Source organism: Enterococcus sp. AZ062 (assembly GCF_051715065.1).
GTDB lineage: Bacteria > Bacillota > Bacilli > Lactobacillales > Enterococcaceae > Enterococcus_B > Enterococcus_B mundtii.
This window is the reverse complement of the sequence record NZ_JBIOTB010000001.1, coordinates 2,527,629-2,543,723: the sequence shown is the minus strand read 5'-3', so window position 1 is coordinate 2,543,723 and position 16,095 is coordinate 2,527,629. Positions and strand designations below refer to the sequence as shown.

The 16,095-nt window shown below is 39.2% G+C and carries 14 protein-coding genes and 2 other annotated features; of the genes, 13 read left to right on the top strand and 1 reads right to left on the bottom strand.

Going from position 1 to position 16,095, the window contains the following annotated elements; genetic code table 11:
* The first annotated feature begins 27 nt into the window (after positions 1-27).
* The 11 genes from IGJ00_RS11995 to nhaC all read left to right on the top strand — a co-directional run bounded on the left by IGJ00_RS11995 (position 28) and on the right by nhaC (position 12,099).
* On the top strand, positions 28-816 hold the full coding sequence (locus IGJ00_RS11995) for a WxL domain-containing protein (RefSeq protein WP_071867177.1): 789 nt from the start codon (positions 28-30) through the stop codon (positions 814-816).
* Positions 817-833: 17 nt separating this feature from the next.
* On the top strand, positions 834-1,571 hold the full coding sequence (locus tag IGJ00_RS11990) for a WxL domain-containing protein (protein WP_019724077.1): 738 nt from the start codon (positions 834-836) through the stop codon (positions 1,569-1,571).
* A gap of 155 nt (positions 1,572-1,726) precedes the next feature.
* Positions 1,727-2,818 carry a DUF916 and DUF3324 domain-containing protein gene (locus IGJ00_RS11985; RefSeq protein WP_071867176.1) on the top strand — a complete coding sequence of 364 codons (1,092 nt, stop codon included), beginning with the start codon at positions 1,727-1,729 and terminating at the stop codon, positions 2,816-2,818.
* 121 nt (positions 2,819-2,939) lie between these two features.
* On the top strand, positions 2,940-3,503 hold the full coding sequence (locus IGJ00_RS11980) for a hypothetical protein (RefSeq protein WP_071867175.1): 564 nt from the start codon (positions 2,940-2,942) through the stop codon (positions 3,501-3,503).
* Positions 3,481-4,953: a helix-turn-helix domain-containing protein gene (locus IGJ00_RS11975; RefSeq protein ID WP_071867174.1), complete on the top strand. Its 1,473-nt coding sequence runs from the start codon at positions 3,481-3,483 to the stop codon at positions 4,951-4,953. The genes IGJ00_RS11980 and IGJ00_RS11975 overlap by 23 nt, the downstream gene beginning before the upstream one ends.
* A 114-nt stretch (positions 4,954-5,067) precedes the next feature.
* Complete coding sequence (locus tag IGJ00_RS11970) at positions 5,068-5,742, top strand: HAD family hydrolase (protein WP_071867173.1); 675 nt, start codon at positions 5,068-5,070, stop codon at positions 5,740-5,742.
* A gap of 123 nt (positions 5,743-5,865) precedes the next feature.
* Positions 5,866-6,100 (top strand) — a binding site (T-box leader).
* A 37-nt stretch (positions 6,101-6,137) separates the two neighbouring features.
* Positions 6,138-6,377 (top strand) — a binding site (T-box leader).
* 63 nt (positions 6,378-6,440) lie between these two features.
* Positions 6,441-7,514, top strand: coding sequence for a methionine ABC transporter ATP-binding protein (locus IGJ00_RS11965; protein ID WP_010734726.1), 1,074 nt, complete (start codon positions 6,441-6,443; stop codon positions 7,512-7,514).
* A 1-nt stretch (position 7,515) separates the two neighbouring features.
* Positions 7,516-8,196: a methionine ABC transporter permease gene (locus IGJ00_RS11960; protein WP_071867172.1), complete on the top strand. Its 681-nt coding sequence runs from the start codon at positions 7,516-7,518 to the stop codon at positions 8,194-8,196.
* Between the two features lie 15 nt (positions 8,197-8,211).
* Positions 8,212-9,051 carry a MetQ/NlpA family ABC transporter substrate-binding protein gene (locus IGJ00_RS11955; protein ID WP_071867171.1) on the top strand — a complete coding sequence of 280 codons (840 nt, stop codon included), beginning with the start codon at positions 8,212-8,214 and terminating at the stop codon, positions 9,049-9,051.
* A gap of 23 nt (positions 9,052-9,074) precedes the next feature.
* Positions 9,075-10,280 carry a M20 family metallopeptidase gene (locus IGJ00_RS11950; protein ID WP_071867170.1) on the top strand — a complete coding sequence of 402 codons (1,206 nt, stop codon included), beginning with the start codon at positions 9,075-9,077 and terminating at the stop codon, positions 10,278-10,280.
* 406 nt (positions 10,281-10,686) lie between these two features.
* Positions 10,687-12,099, top strand: a complete 1,413-nt coding sequence (gene nhaC, locus IGJ00_RS11945) for a Na+/H+ antiporter NhaC (protein WP_071867169.1) — start codon at positions 10,687-10,689, stop codon at positions 12,097-12,099.
* A gap of 278 nt (positions 12,100-12,377) precedes the next feature.
* Here the strand turns inward: nhaC and IGJ00_RS11940 are convergent, their stop codons facing one another.
* A complete protein-coding gene (locus IGJ00_RS11940; protein ID WP_071867168.1) occupies positions 12,378-13,742 on the bottom strand; it encodes an amino acid permease in 1,365 nt (454 codons plus the stop codon).
* 295 nt (positions 13,743-14,037) lie between these two features.
* Here IGJ00_RS11940 and IGJ00_RS11935 point away from each other — a divergent pair, with 295 nt between their 5' ends.
* Both IGJ00_RS11935 and IGJ00_RS11930 read left to right on the top strand, forming a co-directional pair.
* The gene (locus tag IGJ00_RS11935; protein ID WP_115358123.1) at positions 14,038-14,928 is read left to right on the top strand and encodes an oligosaccharide biosynthesis protein Alg14; all 891 of its coding nucleotides are present in this window, start codon (positions 14,038-14,040) and stop codon (positions 14,926-14,928) included.
* 59 nt (positions 14,929-14,987) lie between these two features.
* Complete coding sequence (locus IGJ00_RS11930; protein ID WP_438844459.1) at positions 14,988-16,088, top strand: glycerate kinase family protein; 1,101 nt, start codon at positions 14,988-14,990, stop codon at positions 16,086-16,088.
* Positions 16,089-16,095 lie beyond the last annotated feature (7 nt).

The following is a 16,095-nucleotide window of genomic DNA, read 5'->3' as shown; positions in this document are numbered from 1 at the left end:
GAAAAAGGAATCACTTTGGGGGATCGTATGAAAAAAACAGTAAGTGGTTTAATGATCATTAGTCTTTTGACAGGAGTAACGGGGACCGTCCAAGCCGTCGATCAAGCCAAGTATACAAGTAATGGTACGGTCAATTTTATACCTGATACGGAACCAACCGATCCAGTCAATCCAATTGACCCTGATCCAGATAAACCGGTTCATCCAACTAATCCAGATGGAACGGACCCAGAACCAGGAACAAAAGGACCACTATCAATCGACTTTGCTTCAAGTTTTGATTTCGGCATGAATAAGATATCGAATAAAACAGAAACCTATTATGCTAAAGCACAGACTTATGTAAATGACGATGGCACATTTTCGGATCTAGTTACGCCAGATTATGTCCAAGTATCTGATCACCGAGGCAATAATGCTGGTTGGACATTGAAAGTATGTCAAAACGGTCAATTTAAGAACGATGACACATTAAACAAAACGTTGACTGGCGCGGTAATAAAATTGCAAGATCCGGTAGTCAAATCAAATGCAGAAGGTGTGGCTGCACCGACTGCGACCACTGAAATCAGCTTAGATCCAAACGGTGCAGAATCGATTGTTCTAAGTGCTGGACAAGATGCAGGTTCTGGCACATGGATCGAAGCATGGGGTGACAAAGTGGAGACAATCACAATGAAAGACCAAAAAAATAAAGACGTATCCTCAGTGGTTACGAAAAGTGTTTCATTGACCATCCCAGGTAAAACACCGAAAGATGCAGTTACGTATTCAACAATATTAACTTGGAATCTATCCGATACACCAGGAAATTAAGAATGGAGAAAATAAAAATGAAAAAATCACAAATGATCTTATTATCAACAATGTTATTAGGCGGAGTATTCAGCACAGTTAGCGTAGCGGCAGCTGATGGTGGGGAATATACTTCAAACGGTGTGATCAATTATGTACCGAATACAGAGACGACTGATCCAGTTGATCCACTTGATCCAGAACAACCAGTAACGCCAGTTGATCCAACAAATCCTGATGGTAAGCCAAATCCAGGTACAAATGGTCCATTATCGATCGACTTTGCTTCAAGTCTAGTCTTCGGTGAACAAAAAATCACGTCAAAAACGCAAACATACTATGCTGCAGCACAAAAATATAAAGATGCAAGTGATGTTGAAAAAGAAGGACCAAACTTTGTTCAAGTATCTGACAACCGCGGAACTGAAACAGGTTGGACATTGAAAGTAAAACAAAATGCACAATTCAAAACAGCGGAAGACCAAGAATTGACAGGTGCAAAAATCACATTATCAAATGGTAATGTCGTGACTGGTTCACAATCAGCAAAACCAACAGGCGTTGCAACTTTCAGCTTAGATCCAAGTGGTAGTGAATCATTAGTGATGAGTGCGAAAAATGGTGAAGGTGCTGGAACGTATTTGATGGATTGGGGAAATTCAGTGGATACTGCGAAAAATAGTATTGCATTAGAAGTACCAGGCTCAACGACAAAATACGCAAAAGCTTACCAAACAACGTTCACTTGGACGTTAACAGATGCCCCAGGAAACTAATATAAAACAATCTGGTTAAGGCAAGAGTGAAAGAACTTTTTGTCTTGACCTCAAAAAAATTGGTGCAACGCAGTGATATTGGTTACCTTTGAAGGGATAGAACGCTTCTGTCATAGCCTTGCCAACATCTAATTTATCAGGGAGTTAAAAATATTATGAAAAAAAGATTTATCCTTATTGTCAGCCTCATTGTTGCGATGCTAAGTATGGTTCCAGTCCAATCAACTTTTGCATCAGAATTTAATTTTGCGGTTACCCCAGTCATTCCCGAAAATCAAATCGATAAACAAAAAACATATTTCGATTTATTAATGGAACCGGACAAACAGCAAACAATCGAAGTCCAATTACGCAATGACACAGACAACGACATCACGATCGAAACCACGATCAACAGTGCAACAACTAATTTGAATGGTGTGGTGGAGTATGGTGAAAATAAAATTGAACCCGATAATAGTTTGGTTTACAATTTAAAAGATTATGCGAAAGCAGAGCCAGAAGTGACGTTACCAAAACATGCGGAAGTGACAGTGCCAATCACAGTCACTATGCCAGCAGAAAAATTTGATGGCGTCATGGCAGGTGGGATCACTTTTAAAGAAAAAACGGATGACACCCAGGACTCTTCTTCAGAAGATAAAGGCTTAGCCATCAAAAATGAGTACTCTTACGTAGTTGCATTATTGATCCGTCAAAATATGACAACTATCAAGCCTGATCTCAAAGCAACGAAAGTGGAACCGGCACAAGTCAACGCGAGAAATGTGATCAATGTACATTTGCAAAATCCTCAAGCGGTTTACTTGAATCAATTGAACGTAGCAACAACGATCACGAAAAAAGGATCAGCTGAAGTGCTCTACGACAGCCAAACGGAAAGTATGCAAATGGCCCCTAATTCTCACTTTGCTTACCCCATTTCTTTGAACGGTGAAAAGTTGGAAGCAGGGAAGTATACGATGAAGATGACTGCTTACGGTGAAAAAGCTGCAGATGGGGAATACAAAGTTAAAACTTCTAGTGGCTCTGAAGAAATCTATAAATATAAATGGGAATTTGAAAAAGACTTTGAAATCAAAGGTGAAGTTGCTAGGGAATTAAACGAAAAAGATGTGACGATTGAACAAGACAATACGTGGATGTATCTATTATTCGGTATCCTATTATTATTGATTCTTTTATTTCTACTTATTTTTTGGAAAAGAAAAAAACAAAAAGATGAAGACGAATCTGAAAATAAATAATATCAACCCCTGATAAAACAACGTCTGACTGATCAAATAAATAAGATCAGTCAGACAATTTTTGCTTGGAAACGTAGGGTTTCACTTACTTAAAATGTCTAATCAAAAAAGGGGGAGAAAAGTGAAAAGACAAAAAATCGCTATATTAGGAACACTTCTGTTCGCTGCAGTCTATTTTGAATCCTCCATCTATATATATGCAGAAACGATCATTTATGATCCGTTGAATCCAACAGAAGAAATCCAAATTCAACCAGTTACTCCCCAACGACCAGTAACGGATGAGAAAGAAGCAGAGGTTGGACACACCGAACAATCACAAGATACTGCAATCATAAATAACGAAAAGCAGGAAGTTGAAGAACAAGCACAAGCCAAATTACCTTATCAAGATTCTTCAATGCCTAAAAAAAAGCAACCAAGCAAACCCAAATCATTGGATAATCAGGGCGATATTATTAGCCAGATTGCTAGTACATCACGTAAAATAACCTTAGATGATCAATTTTTTTCTGATGATCACTCTCATAGCCAAGTGATGTTGCCACAGTCGAGTGGTTCTGGTTCTGCTAGTTCAGATAATAGTCAGATGGCAGCAATGAGCTACTTATTTTCAGGTACGATACTCTATGGAGAAAAACCAGAAGGTAGAGGAAATCAAAATGTTCAAACTATTTTTAGATAAGCCAGCGCAACGAAAGTTAGAGTTGCTACGTTATTTGGAAGCAAAGCCACTTTTAATTGAAAATCATGAAAAAGTGGTGGAAGAATTGGATATCTCTTATTTTTTGCTGAATAAGTCAATGGAAGAATTGTCACATGATTTTGTGGACTATGGGCTAACGGATGAATTTCAACTGTTTTTCGAAGGAAATAACGTCCGACTGATTGAGAGTGGTCGAGGGAATTCGACGATTTTAGGTGAAATGTATGTCCGCCATTCCTTTGGTTTTTTAATGTTACAAGAAATATTTTTTGAAACGTTCGAATCTGTCAATGATTATGCGATCAAAAATTATATCAGTCATCCCCTCGTTTACCAAAAGCTGAAAGACATGCGTACGAGATTAGCAGATAAAGAACTGACAGTCACAAAAAAATTCTTACTAAGTGGGGAAGAAGGCTCTGTACGTGGATTGGTGACGTTTTATTTCACCAAATTATACGGACGGGCTTATTCGGTTTATCCAACAGAAATCACAGAGCAAGTAGAAGAATTGATTCGATTCCTTGAACCGAAATTCGCTGCTTCATTTACAGGTTTTAGTGAAACAAAACTCCAACATTTTCTTTCAGTCAGCTTGATTCGAATAAAGCAAGGTTGGCGAATGTCCGAGAATAAAAAAAGTCAATTGACATTCAATAAAAAAATGTTACAAACAAATGATTTCTTTCGAAGCATATTTTCCTGGCTTGAAAAAGAGGCAAAAATCGATACGGAAAAAGAGCTATATAACGAAGCGCAACAGATCTTTGCTTATCTTGTTGTCGAAGGAGCAATCAATGAGCCGGAACTTATTGAGGAAGTGACGCTAAAGGAAGTAATCGCGTTGAATGACTTGTTTCTTGAAGAACTTGGGCAAGCATTCATTCTCTCAGAGAATCAGCTAAAAGAAATCAGGAGACAGCTGACAGTCTTGCATTTGAAGATCAAATATTTCAAAGAAGAAAATATTGATGACAATAACAACCTGGATGTCACTTATTTTTATGAAATGTATCCGGAATACTTTTTGTTTTGCAGAGATTACATCCAAAAACAAAAAAAGAACAAGCAAATTTGGCTCGCAAAAGAATTTTTATTTTTTCATTATGTGCTAGTGATGATGGATATATTACCCATCGATCAGCAATTGAAACCGCTCCGTATTTGTATTGATTTTTCCTTTGGACCACAATTTAATGCGTTGATCAAAAATAATATCCAGAAAATCTCAGACTTGAATATCATCTACCAAACGAAGGCAGATGATGAAACAGATCTACTCTTGACAGATAAGGAAATCTGTTCTTTTGGAGACTTGTTCCAAATCATTTGGTTAGTTCCTCCAAGGGCGGTCGATTGGGCCAATTTTACGAATCAATTATTAAAGATTCGTAGAAATAAAATAACTAAAATGAATCCAAATAATTGAGTGCGGAGGGTGAGTGTAATTATCACTCATAACAAAAATGCTTGAGATCCCATTGGTTTGAATGAAAAAACATGATACACTACAGATATTGTTTTTTTGAAAGGATCAGTGGATATGAAGGGTGCAATATTTGATTTAGATGGACTATTAGTTGATACAGAAAGAACTTATCGTGACGGTTGGCTATGGGGATTCAAGCAATTTGATATCGAAATACCTCAAGAAATCGTTGATACATGGGGTGGGAAAAATTGGAAACAAAGCTATGATTTGTTGATCAAAATGGCGGGAACAGCGGAGATGGTACAAAAGGTTCGTGAAAAACGCGAAGAATATTTTTACCAACAACTGCATAGTGGCGCTATCCAATTGAAACCTCATGCCAAAGAAGTGTTGAAAGAATTGAACGACCAAAAACTCATTCTTGGTCTAGCAACGACGACGGTCACAAAACGAGCAACCAATATCTTGGATCAATTTTCTTTGAAGCCTTATTTCCATACATATACTTTTGGGGATGAAGTGTCTGAAAATAAACCTTCACCAATTCCTTATCTAACTGCGCTAGAGCGGTCGGGATTGACAGCGTCAGAAGCCTTTGCAGTGGAAGATTCTTTGGTTGGTGCGACCGCCGCATCACGAGCAGGAATGGGTGTTGTTTTGATTCCAGATTCAAGCTTTGATCGGGCTTATACCGAAAGGGAAAAAGCAGATTTATCGATCTTAGCGGAAGGTACCGATCTTTTGATCGTGTTGGAGATGTTAGAAAAAGAAAAAGGAAAAAAATAAGCGGCTGGAAATCCAGTGCCACCAACGATTTTTTTATTGATCAATCGACTGAGTGCTTATTTTTTTAAATTTCTTGCTTGACTTTTTGTTTTCAGTTAGATAAAGTGTTCTCAACAACAAAATATGGATTCGTTGATAAGGAAAGTAAACTTGGAAACTTCAAAGAGAGGCTCTGGTTGGTGGAAAGAGTCAAGTAAGAAAAGTTGAAAAATGGCCTTGGAGGATAACTTGTCGATAAGTAGGCAAGTTCGGAAATGTCTGACCGTTAAAACGGACAACCAATCTCTCGTCAAGAGATGTTGGATTGAGGGAAGGAAACTTCCGAATAAAGGTGGTACCACGATACGTCGTCCTTTTATCAGTAGATTTATGCTGATAAAAGGATTTTTTTTATATTTTTTGCGTTGAAATAGTAAGTACAAATACATAAACCTTTAACAGAGAGCTTCGGTAGCTGAGAAGAAGCAAGGCGGCATATTTGGAAAATGGCTATTGAGCAATTCACCCCGAGCAAAATTGTGAGATGGTGACGGTCGCAACCGTTAGCTTGCTAGAGTATGTTTGTACTCGAAGAGGAGTTACATGTAAGTGTAACTTGAACATGAGGTGGTAACACGCAAAAAGGCGTCCTCAAGAAAGTGATGAGTCATTTTCTTGAGGATGCCTTTTTTTATCGTCAAACCGAAGGAGGAGTAAAAATGATTGAATTACAAGCAATAAATGTTTCTTTCCAACAAAAAGAAAAGACGATCCAGGCAGTGAAACAGGTGGATCTTTCGATTGCTAAAGGGGATGTTTACGGTATCGTAGGTTATTCAGGTGCTGGGAAAAGTACGTTGGTTCGTGTCATGAACCTGTTACAAAAACCAACAAGTGGCAAAGTCATCATCAATGGAACAGAGTTAGGGAAACTATCCCCGAAAGAATTACGGAAAGAACGAAAATCGATTGGGATGATTTTTCAACATTTTCACCTAATGGAAAGTCGCACGATTTTTGACAACGTCGATTTCTCGTTGAAATATACGAAAAAATCGAAACAGGAGCGTCGTCAAAAAGTCAATGAGCTTCTAACATTAGTCGGGTTAGAAGAAAAAGCAACTGCTTATCCAAAACAACTTTCAGGAGGACAAAAGCAAAGAGTTGCTATCGCTCGTGCATTAGCTAGTGATCCGCAAGTGTTACTTTGTGATGAAGCAACGAGTGCCTTAGATCCAAAAACGACTCATCAGATTTTAGCTTTGTTGAAAAAATTGAACCAACAATTAGGGTTGACGATCGTTTTGATCACACACGAGATGCAAGTCGTTAAAGAAATTTGCAACAAAGTAGCCGTGATGGAAAACGGGGAAGTAATCGAACAGGGAAGTAGCGTTCAGATTTTCAGTGCACCAAAAGAAGTTTTGACGCAAGAGTTTATCCGAACAGCCACCCACGTTGACCAAGCATTAGAAACGATTCGCTCGCATCGTGCTTTTGCAGATCAGTTGACCAATAAATGGTTAGTGGAATTGAGTTATGTGGGCACACAAACAAATGAACCGTTGATCGCACAACTTTATAGCAAATACCAAGTGAGTGCGAATATTTTATACGGCAATGTAGAACTATTGCAAGAAACCCCATTAGGACGATTGATCGTTACTTTATCAGGAGAGATCCATCAACGAGAAAAAGCCTTGGCTTATCTCATTGAATCCGGTGTACAAGCAACGATTTTACAAAAAAATGGAGCAAGTAAGGAAATGAAAGTGATTCAAGGAGGACGCTGATATGACCCATTTCTTAGAAACCTATTTACCCAATGTCTATTCGATACCTGATGAATTTATTGAAGCGACGAAGCAAACGTTGTATATGTCTTTTTGGACCGCGTTGATCGGAGGTGCAATCGGTCTCGGTTTTGGGATCATATTGGTTGTGACACGGCCCCAAGGATTGCTTGAAAATCGCTTACTTTATGAAGTGCTAGACAAAGTCATCAATGTTGTCCGCTCGATTCCCTTTATCATTTTACTTTCTTTACTGGCATTGACGACTCGCTTTTTAGTTGGTACTACGATTGGTGCGAAAGCTGCTTTAGTCCCTTTGATCTTTGGCGTTGTGCCATTTTTCGCTCGACAAGTAGAAAATGCGTTGTTAGAAGTAGATCCTGGAGTGATTGAAGCGGCCGAATCAATGGGAACCAGTCCATTAGGGATCGTTTTTAGAGTCTATTTGATCGAAGGATTGCCAGGGATCATTCGTGTCTCTGCATTGACGATCATCAATGTCATTGGCTTGACTGCCATGGCAGGAGCGGTTGGCGCAGGAGGATTAGGAAACCTAGCGATCTCTCGTGGGTACAATCGTTTTCAAACAGACGTGACTATCGTCGCCACTTTGTTGATCTTGATCCTTGTTTTCTTAAGTCAATGGATCAGCAACTTATTGATCAAAAAAATATCACATTAAACTGGAGGAATCATCATGAAAAAAATCATTCGTTATACAGTACTCGCTTTTGTTGCACTTATTTGGTTGGCTGGCTGTAGCCAAGGAAATGCCGAAACAGACACAAACAAACAAACGACAGTAAAACTTGGGATCATTGGAGAGGACACTGACGTTTGGGATGATGTCAAAGCACGTTTAGCAAAAGAAGACATTGACTTAGAATACGTGAAATTTACCGACTATAATCAACCGAATGCTGCATTAGCGGATGGCTCGATCGACCTCAATGCTTTTCAGCATCAATTCTTTTTAGACAATTACAATACGGAACACGGAACGGATCTAGTCTCGATCGGAAACACAGTGAATGCACCTTTAGGAATCTATTCCAATACGATCCAATCCATTGATGATATCAAGGATGGCGCAAAAGTAGCGATTCCTAACGACGTCACAAACGGCGGACGGGCATTGCTATTGCTACAAACAGCTGGTTTGATCAAAGTCGATCCAGCGAAAGATCAAACACCGACTACTTCAGATATTACTGAAAATACAAAGAACCTAGACATTTCTGAACTGGATGCCTCACAGACAGCTCGTGCATTGAATGACGTGGATCTTTCAGTGATCAATAGTGGTGTCGCAGTTGATGCAGGATTGAACCCAACGAGTGATGCGATCTTTTTAGAACCTGTCGATGACAGTGCCAGACCATATGTCAACATCATTGTAGCAAGAAAAGAAGATGAAAATAACGAAATCTATCAAAAGATCGTTGACACTTATCAAACGGAAGAAACAGCAAAAGTGATCGAAGAAACATCAAAAGGATCAAGCGTACCTGCTTGGGAAACATTTGGTAAAAAATAAAAAGCAAAATGGAGGAAGCCAATATGACAACATCTACTTTAACAACACATTCTTTTAAGGAAGCAATCCACCAACGATTGGCTGAATATCAAGAACTAGCACTAGATATCCATGATCATCCAGAGGTCAGTAACTATGAGTTTTATTCGTCAGATGCCTTGATCAAACAATTAGAAAAAGAAGGATTTTCTGTGACAAAAGATGTAGCTGGTCATCGAACAGGATTTGATGCTCGTTACGCTTCAGGAAAATCAGGACCAACGATTGCTTTTTTAGCAGAATTTGACGCTTTACCAGGAATCGGTCATGCTTGTGGACATAACTTGTTTGGTACGTATTCTGTCTTAGCTGCCAGTGTCTTGCGCGAACGAATTGCTGAAATCGGTGGAGAAATCCGGGTATATGGCACACCTGGCGAAGAGGGAGGCGAAAACGGATCAGCTAAAGGAAGTTTTGTACGGGAAGGCTTTTTTGAAGATGTGGATGCTGCCCTTTGTGTCCATCCCGCATACCGTTACGGCAAAACGACAGAATCATTAGCGAACGATCCGGTGGACATCAAGTTCCATGGTGTTGCTTCCCATGCAGCCGCCGCACCAGAAAAAGGAGTGAATGCCTTAGAAGCGTTGCTTCAAGTGTTTAATGGAATCAATGCGTTGCGCCTGCAATTGCCAAAAGACGTTAATATCCATGGCATCATTACGGATGGTGGGGTCGCTGCGAATGTGATTCCTGAATATGCGGCGGGTCGATTTTACTTGCGAGCAAAAAATCGCCAGACATTGAATGCGGTGTATCAAAAAGTCGAAAATATCGTGAAAGGTGCGGCTTTGAGTACGGGAACAAGTTATGAATTTGGGTTGTTCCAAAATTCGGTTGATGATGTGATCGTGACGCCTTCATTTGATGCGCTGTTCTTCCGCCATGCGGATGTAGCAGGTGTACCTGATGAAGAAATCGAAACAAAAGAACAAACAAGTCTAGGCTCTTCTGATGTTGGTAACGTGAGTCATGTGATTCCGACGATCCAACCAACCGTCTCGATTTCTGATGAATATATTGCCGGTCATTCTGAAGAATTTAAAGCAGCTGCTCGCAGTGAAAAAGGACTAGCTTCGATTGCAATTGCTGCTGAACTATTGGCAAATACTGCCTTAGATCTATTTGAAAAACCAGAACTTCTAGATAAAATAAAGCAGGAGCATCAAGCAATCCTTGCAAAAAAATAACGGGAGATGATGGATGGGTGAAAGGATTAGATCGTGATAAATCAAAACATTTGTTTTCAGAAAAAATACATTTAGATTGACAAACTGGACAGATGCAGGTAAACTTCATGAAAGTTCACTTTTCACCCAGTAGTAGTTTTGGTGTTTTGTTCAGAAAGTCGGTGGTTGCTGCGAACCGACCAAGCCAGTTCTATGAATTACAGGAAAAGTTTTAACAATTAAATCATTCAAATCAAAGTGAAAAACAGATCTGTTTTTAATTAAGGTGGTACCGCGGAGAAATTCGTCCTTAGTTGAAAACAGATCTTTTTGTCTTTTTAGGGAGGAAACACAGATGAATTGTGGCGGAGTCATTCGATATCGAAGCTTTTTTAAGACGTAACAAACTTAAAAAAGGAGAATGGATATGGAAAAAATAAAAAAACCTAGTTTTATAGAAGCAGTGAGTGTATTAATAATTATCGTTGCAACGATAGCAGCCGGAGTAGTTGGCTTTAAGATTTCACCGAATATCGCGATTTTGATTGCTATTGGTATGGTCATGGTCTACGCAGTAGTGAAGAAACAGCCAACCGATCGATTACATGAAGGAATCATCAATGGCCTCAAACCGGGGATCATCCCGATCTTTATCTTTATTTTAGTCGGCGCATTGATTGCGGTCTGGATCCAAGCGGGCATCATCCCAACGTTGATGGTTTATGGTTTTAAAATTATTAGTGTCCCGTGGTTTGTGCCTTCAGTTTTTGTTGTGTGTGCCATCGTCGGCAGTGCAGTCGGTAGCGCCTTTACCGTCATGTCAACGATCGGTATCGCCTTTTTCGGTATCGGCACAACGTTGGGATTGAATCCTGCATTAGTTGTCGGTGCCATTGTTTCTGGAGCAGTTTTTGGAGATAAGATGTCGCCATTATCTGAATCGACAAATCTGGCAGCAGCAATTGTTGATGCTGATCTATTCAAACATATCAAACATATGATGTGGTCAACACTTCCGGCATTTATTGTTTCTTTGATTTTGTTTGCATTTTTAGGACATACAGATAAAGGTGCTAGCTTGACAGAAATCCAAAATGTAACAACCATTTTAGAAAACAACTTTACGATTTCAATCTGGTCTCTAATACCTTTATTCTTGATGCTGGTTTGTGCTTGGAAAAAAGTTCCAGCGATCTTAACGATCCTGTTGAATATTGCCGTAGCAGTTGGAATGATATTTATCCAAGATCCAAGCACTTCCTTCTCAGGACTAGCGACAGTCCTCGAATCTGGTTTTCTATCTGAAACAGGAAACGCGCAAATCGATGCGTTACTTAGCCGCGGTGGGATCGAAAGTATGATGCCTACAGTTTCCTTGATTATTCTGACGCTTTCATTAGGTGGTTTATTGATCGAATTTGAGTTGATCTCTACAGTTATGGAAGTGGTATCGAAGAAAATGACGACGACACCTAAACTGATTTTTACGACACTGATGACAAGTATTGGCGTCAATCTGTTTATCGGTGAACAGTTCTTATCTGTGATCTTACCCGGAAATGCGTTCAAAGAAACATACAAAAAAGCAGGACTTGATCCAACTGTTTTGAGTCGTACTTTAGAAGATGGAGGGACAGTCATCAATTACCTTATTCCTTGGGGGATTGCCGGTAGTTTTGTTGCCAGCACGTTTGGGATACCAACGATGACCTACTTACCATTTGTATTCTTTAGTTTGCTTTCTCCCGTCTTTTCGATGGTCAGTGCCATTACTGGTTTAGGTATTGCAAAAAATAAAGAAAAGCAGGAACAATTGAACGTTGCGAAGGAAACGATATAAACTCAAATAAATAGTCACCCGATCAGCGGGGGACTATTTTTTTTGGATAATCAAGGGTTTGACTCATCAATTGAACGTATCGATGAAGTGAAACAACAACTATTCAAGTATCGTTGCAAAAAATGAGGGTGATCTTTTTTGACGAATGGGTCATCCAGGCTCAAAATTCTCTAAAAAGACTAATAAAAACCAGCTAGAAAGCTCAAAGATCTATCAAGTGATCTCGTATTTTCTAGCTGGTTCATGGGGAAGTTTTAGTTATCTATCTTTATCATCAATCAAATCGAAGAAAAAGGCTCATTTTTTATCGCAAAGACATCTTTTTTCTTTTGATAGCTAAAGAAAATCACCGCATATAACAAAGCTGTCAAGACCGTTACACCAATTGAATTTGTCATGAGTATCCCAATCAAGATCAAGCTTAACGCGATCAAAGCAAATAAATTAAAGCTTTTGGCTTGCCAAGTGCCTTTCTTCAATGCTAAACGAAAAGCGGCAGCGCTGATCATTAGCCAAATCACGAGTACCGTATAAGAAAGGGAACCGGCTAAGTAACCAAAAAGTTTGTCACCTACGAAATAGGAAAGAATGACACCTAGATATAGCACGCTGGTACAAAATAATACAGCACGTTGTGGCACATAATGTTTGTTCAACTTTGCCAGTTTCTTGGCGGTGCCTTTTTTGTCTTTCAAACGGAAAAACAATAGACGGGAAGAAGCATAAACGCCAGAATTGATCGATGAAAAGAGTGCCAAGACAATGACGAAGTTCACGATATCACTAGCAAAAGGGATATTCATCTGTTCAAACACCAAGACGAACGGGCTAACTGCAGAACCAGCTAAAGTGTTCCAAGGGAAAAGAATCAGCAATAAGAAAAGCGGAATAATATAGAAGGAAACAATTCGGCCCATGACCCCTTTTATCGCTTTTGGTATGGCTTTTTTAGGATCGTCCGCTTCACTGACGGTGATTGCAATCAATTCCGACCCGCCATATGAATAGATAACGACAAGTAATGAACTAACGACCCCTTTTAATCCATGGGGAGTAAAGCCACCGTGATCAGTCAATTGACTTAATGTAGGAAAAATTCCAGTTCCTAACATTTGTTGTCCGACGAGATATATCCCGAAAAGAATCATCAAGATAATGACACTGATCTTCGCAAAAGCCAACCAATATTCGGTTTCAGCAAACAAGCGGACAGAATAAAGATTGATCAGAGTCGTTAAAATAGCTAAAAGTAAGATGAAACACCATGCAGGTACATGCGGGAACCATAATTGTAAGAAGGAAGCTGCTGCTACAGCCTCGGCGATGATATTGATCATCCACATGGAATAATAGACCCAGTCGACGAAGTCCGCAGAATGATTACCTAAATAAGGGCGAATCAAGCCAGATAATCCATGTTGTGTATCCCCACCGTCTAAAACTAACTTACCTAGACCACTCATAACAATAAATAAAATACCACCACCGATCAAAAAGGCAAGCAAAACTGCAGGACCAGCGATCCCAATTGCTTCACCACTTCCTTTGAATAAACCAGCACCAATTGCACCACCCAGAGCAAGCATCGTGATGTGTCTAGAGCTTAGCTGTTTTTTTAATTTTGTTTGTTCTGTACTTTCCATCAAAAACCCTCTTTTCTAAAAACATAGCTGAAAAAACAAATAGGTTATAAAATAATATTCTCTATAATAACAAATTGTCTGACAATTACAACTATTCTGAAAACTTTTTTGTAATTTTTAATGAAACAATCATAGAACTCTTATCTGTTTTGATAATTATTGTTATATTTCTATAAAAAATAACTTGAAACGAAAGCGTTTCATTCGCTTTTTCCTTTCATGCAGGGCTATTATAAGAGGAAACCCATACTTAATAGGTTTGTTTTGAGTAAGTAAAAATAAGGAGTTGATAACTATGAGCCAACACGAACGATTGCTTATAGCGAAAAATAAGGCGTTATATTTTTTCCCATACGTACAAACAATGGACGTCATCTCAGCAAAAGATTTGATGGATGATTCCTTTATGTCATCGTTCCAACAGCAACTCGATCAATATAAACTAATTATTTTTTTAGATTATGGTTTTGATGTGGTATTTGCTTCTCGCATTCGACCGTACACAAATGCGAAGATCATTCTCTTCTTTTGGAACCATTTCAAAGAAGAGCACCTTCAGTTATTGAAGAAAGCAGAAGCAGAACCAGCAATTGATGACATTTACCATTTTGATATTTTAGAAGCAAAAGAGTTAGGGATTAAGCACAATAGTTCGTTTTATTCAAAAGAGATGCAATTACCAAAAGCTGAAGTCACGACTGATCTCTTCTTTGGCGCAACTGATAACGGCAGAAAACAACGAGCAGATGATTATCAAGCCACATTTGAACAGTTAGGTATCTCAACAAATTTTTTTATTTTACCAAGTCGTGGAAATGATCAAGAAGGGTATCTGACCTATACAGAATATTTGCAAAAGACGAATGGTTCGACAGGTATTTTAGAATTGTTGCGAGAAGGTCAAAGTGGTGTGACATTACGAACATTTGAATCGATTTTCTTCCAAAAGAAATTAGTCACTGATAACAAAGCGATTTCCGGGTATCGTTTCTACAATCCACAAAATATTTTCTTGTTGGAAGAAAGGAATTTGGATGAACTTCCTGCATTCTTAAATAGCCCTTATCAAACCGTCGATCGTGAGATCATCGAATTTTTTGATGTAGAAAATTGGTCACAGCGGTTTATCGATTATGATCCTGAAGTATTTTCTATCTATGAATATAGCGGTATTGAAGCACGTTAGATATGATATAGTTAAAGAAAAACACGTTGTTCAATCATCACAGAAAAAGGAGTCTCTAAATGAAATTACTTGCAGCAATCGATTCGTTTAAAGGTAGCGCATCGTCTATTGAACTCAACCAAGCAGCATTGCAAGGCTGGGGGGAGGCGGAACAAACAGTCAATCAACCCATCGCTGATGGTGGCGAAGGAACTGCTGAAGTGATTTACGCTACTTTAGGCGGTGAATGGCGAACACTTTTTTGTCCGGATTTGCTCTTTCGGAAAAAAGCATGTCGTTATTTACTGACACAAAAAAAGAACCGTAAGTTAGCCATCATTGAATCGACGGAAGTTATTGGATTGGACTTGTTGACCGAACCGACAGATCAAACGATCCGGTTAGCTTCAAGTTTTGGTTTAGGAGAGTTGATCAAAGATGCTTTGAATCAGCAAGTAGACGAAGTTATCGTAACATTAGGTGGTAGCGGTTGTTCTGATGGAGGCTTGGGTTTATTGCAGTCATTAGGGGCGAAACTAAATGGTGTGACAGAAGGGAATCCTTTGTTATCCATCGAGACAATCGACGTCTCTCAATTAGAGCGAATCGAGCAACGATTGACGATCGCAGCGGATGTTACGAGTCCTTACACTGGCAAACAAGGTGCGACTCAACTATTTGGGAAACAAAAAGGTGGTTTACCAGAAACTCTAGCATTTTTGGAAGCCCAAGCAGAAAAGGTCGCTGAACAAATCAAAGAACGCACAGCAATTGATTTGAATAAACTCGCTGGCAGTGGCGCAGCTGGTGGAATCGGAGGCGCTTTAGCCATTGTCGGAGCTACGATGAAAGCGGGATTTATGACGGTTTCTGAGTTAGTAGACTTAGAGAATAAAATCAAATCAGCCGATATCGTGATCACAGGAGAAGGACGGATTGATCAACAGACAATTCATGGGAAAGTGCCTTATGGTGTGGCTTCTTTGGCAAAAAAACACAACAAAAAAGTTGTAGCAATCTGTGGGAGTCGGGAAAAAGATTTAGGTCAATTAACGACGATTCTTCCTAGTGTATTTAGTATCCAAACTGGCCCGACTTCTCTTGATAAGGCATTGGATCATCAAGAAACACTAGAGAACGTCAGAATACTTTCACAGGCAATCAGTGGCTTGTTGCAATAATTTATTG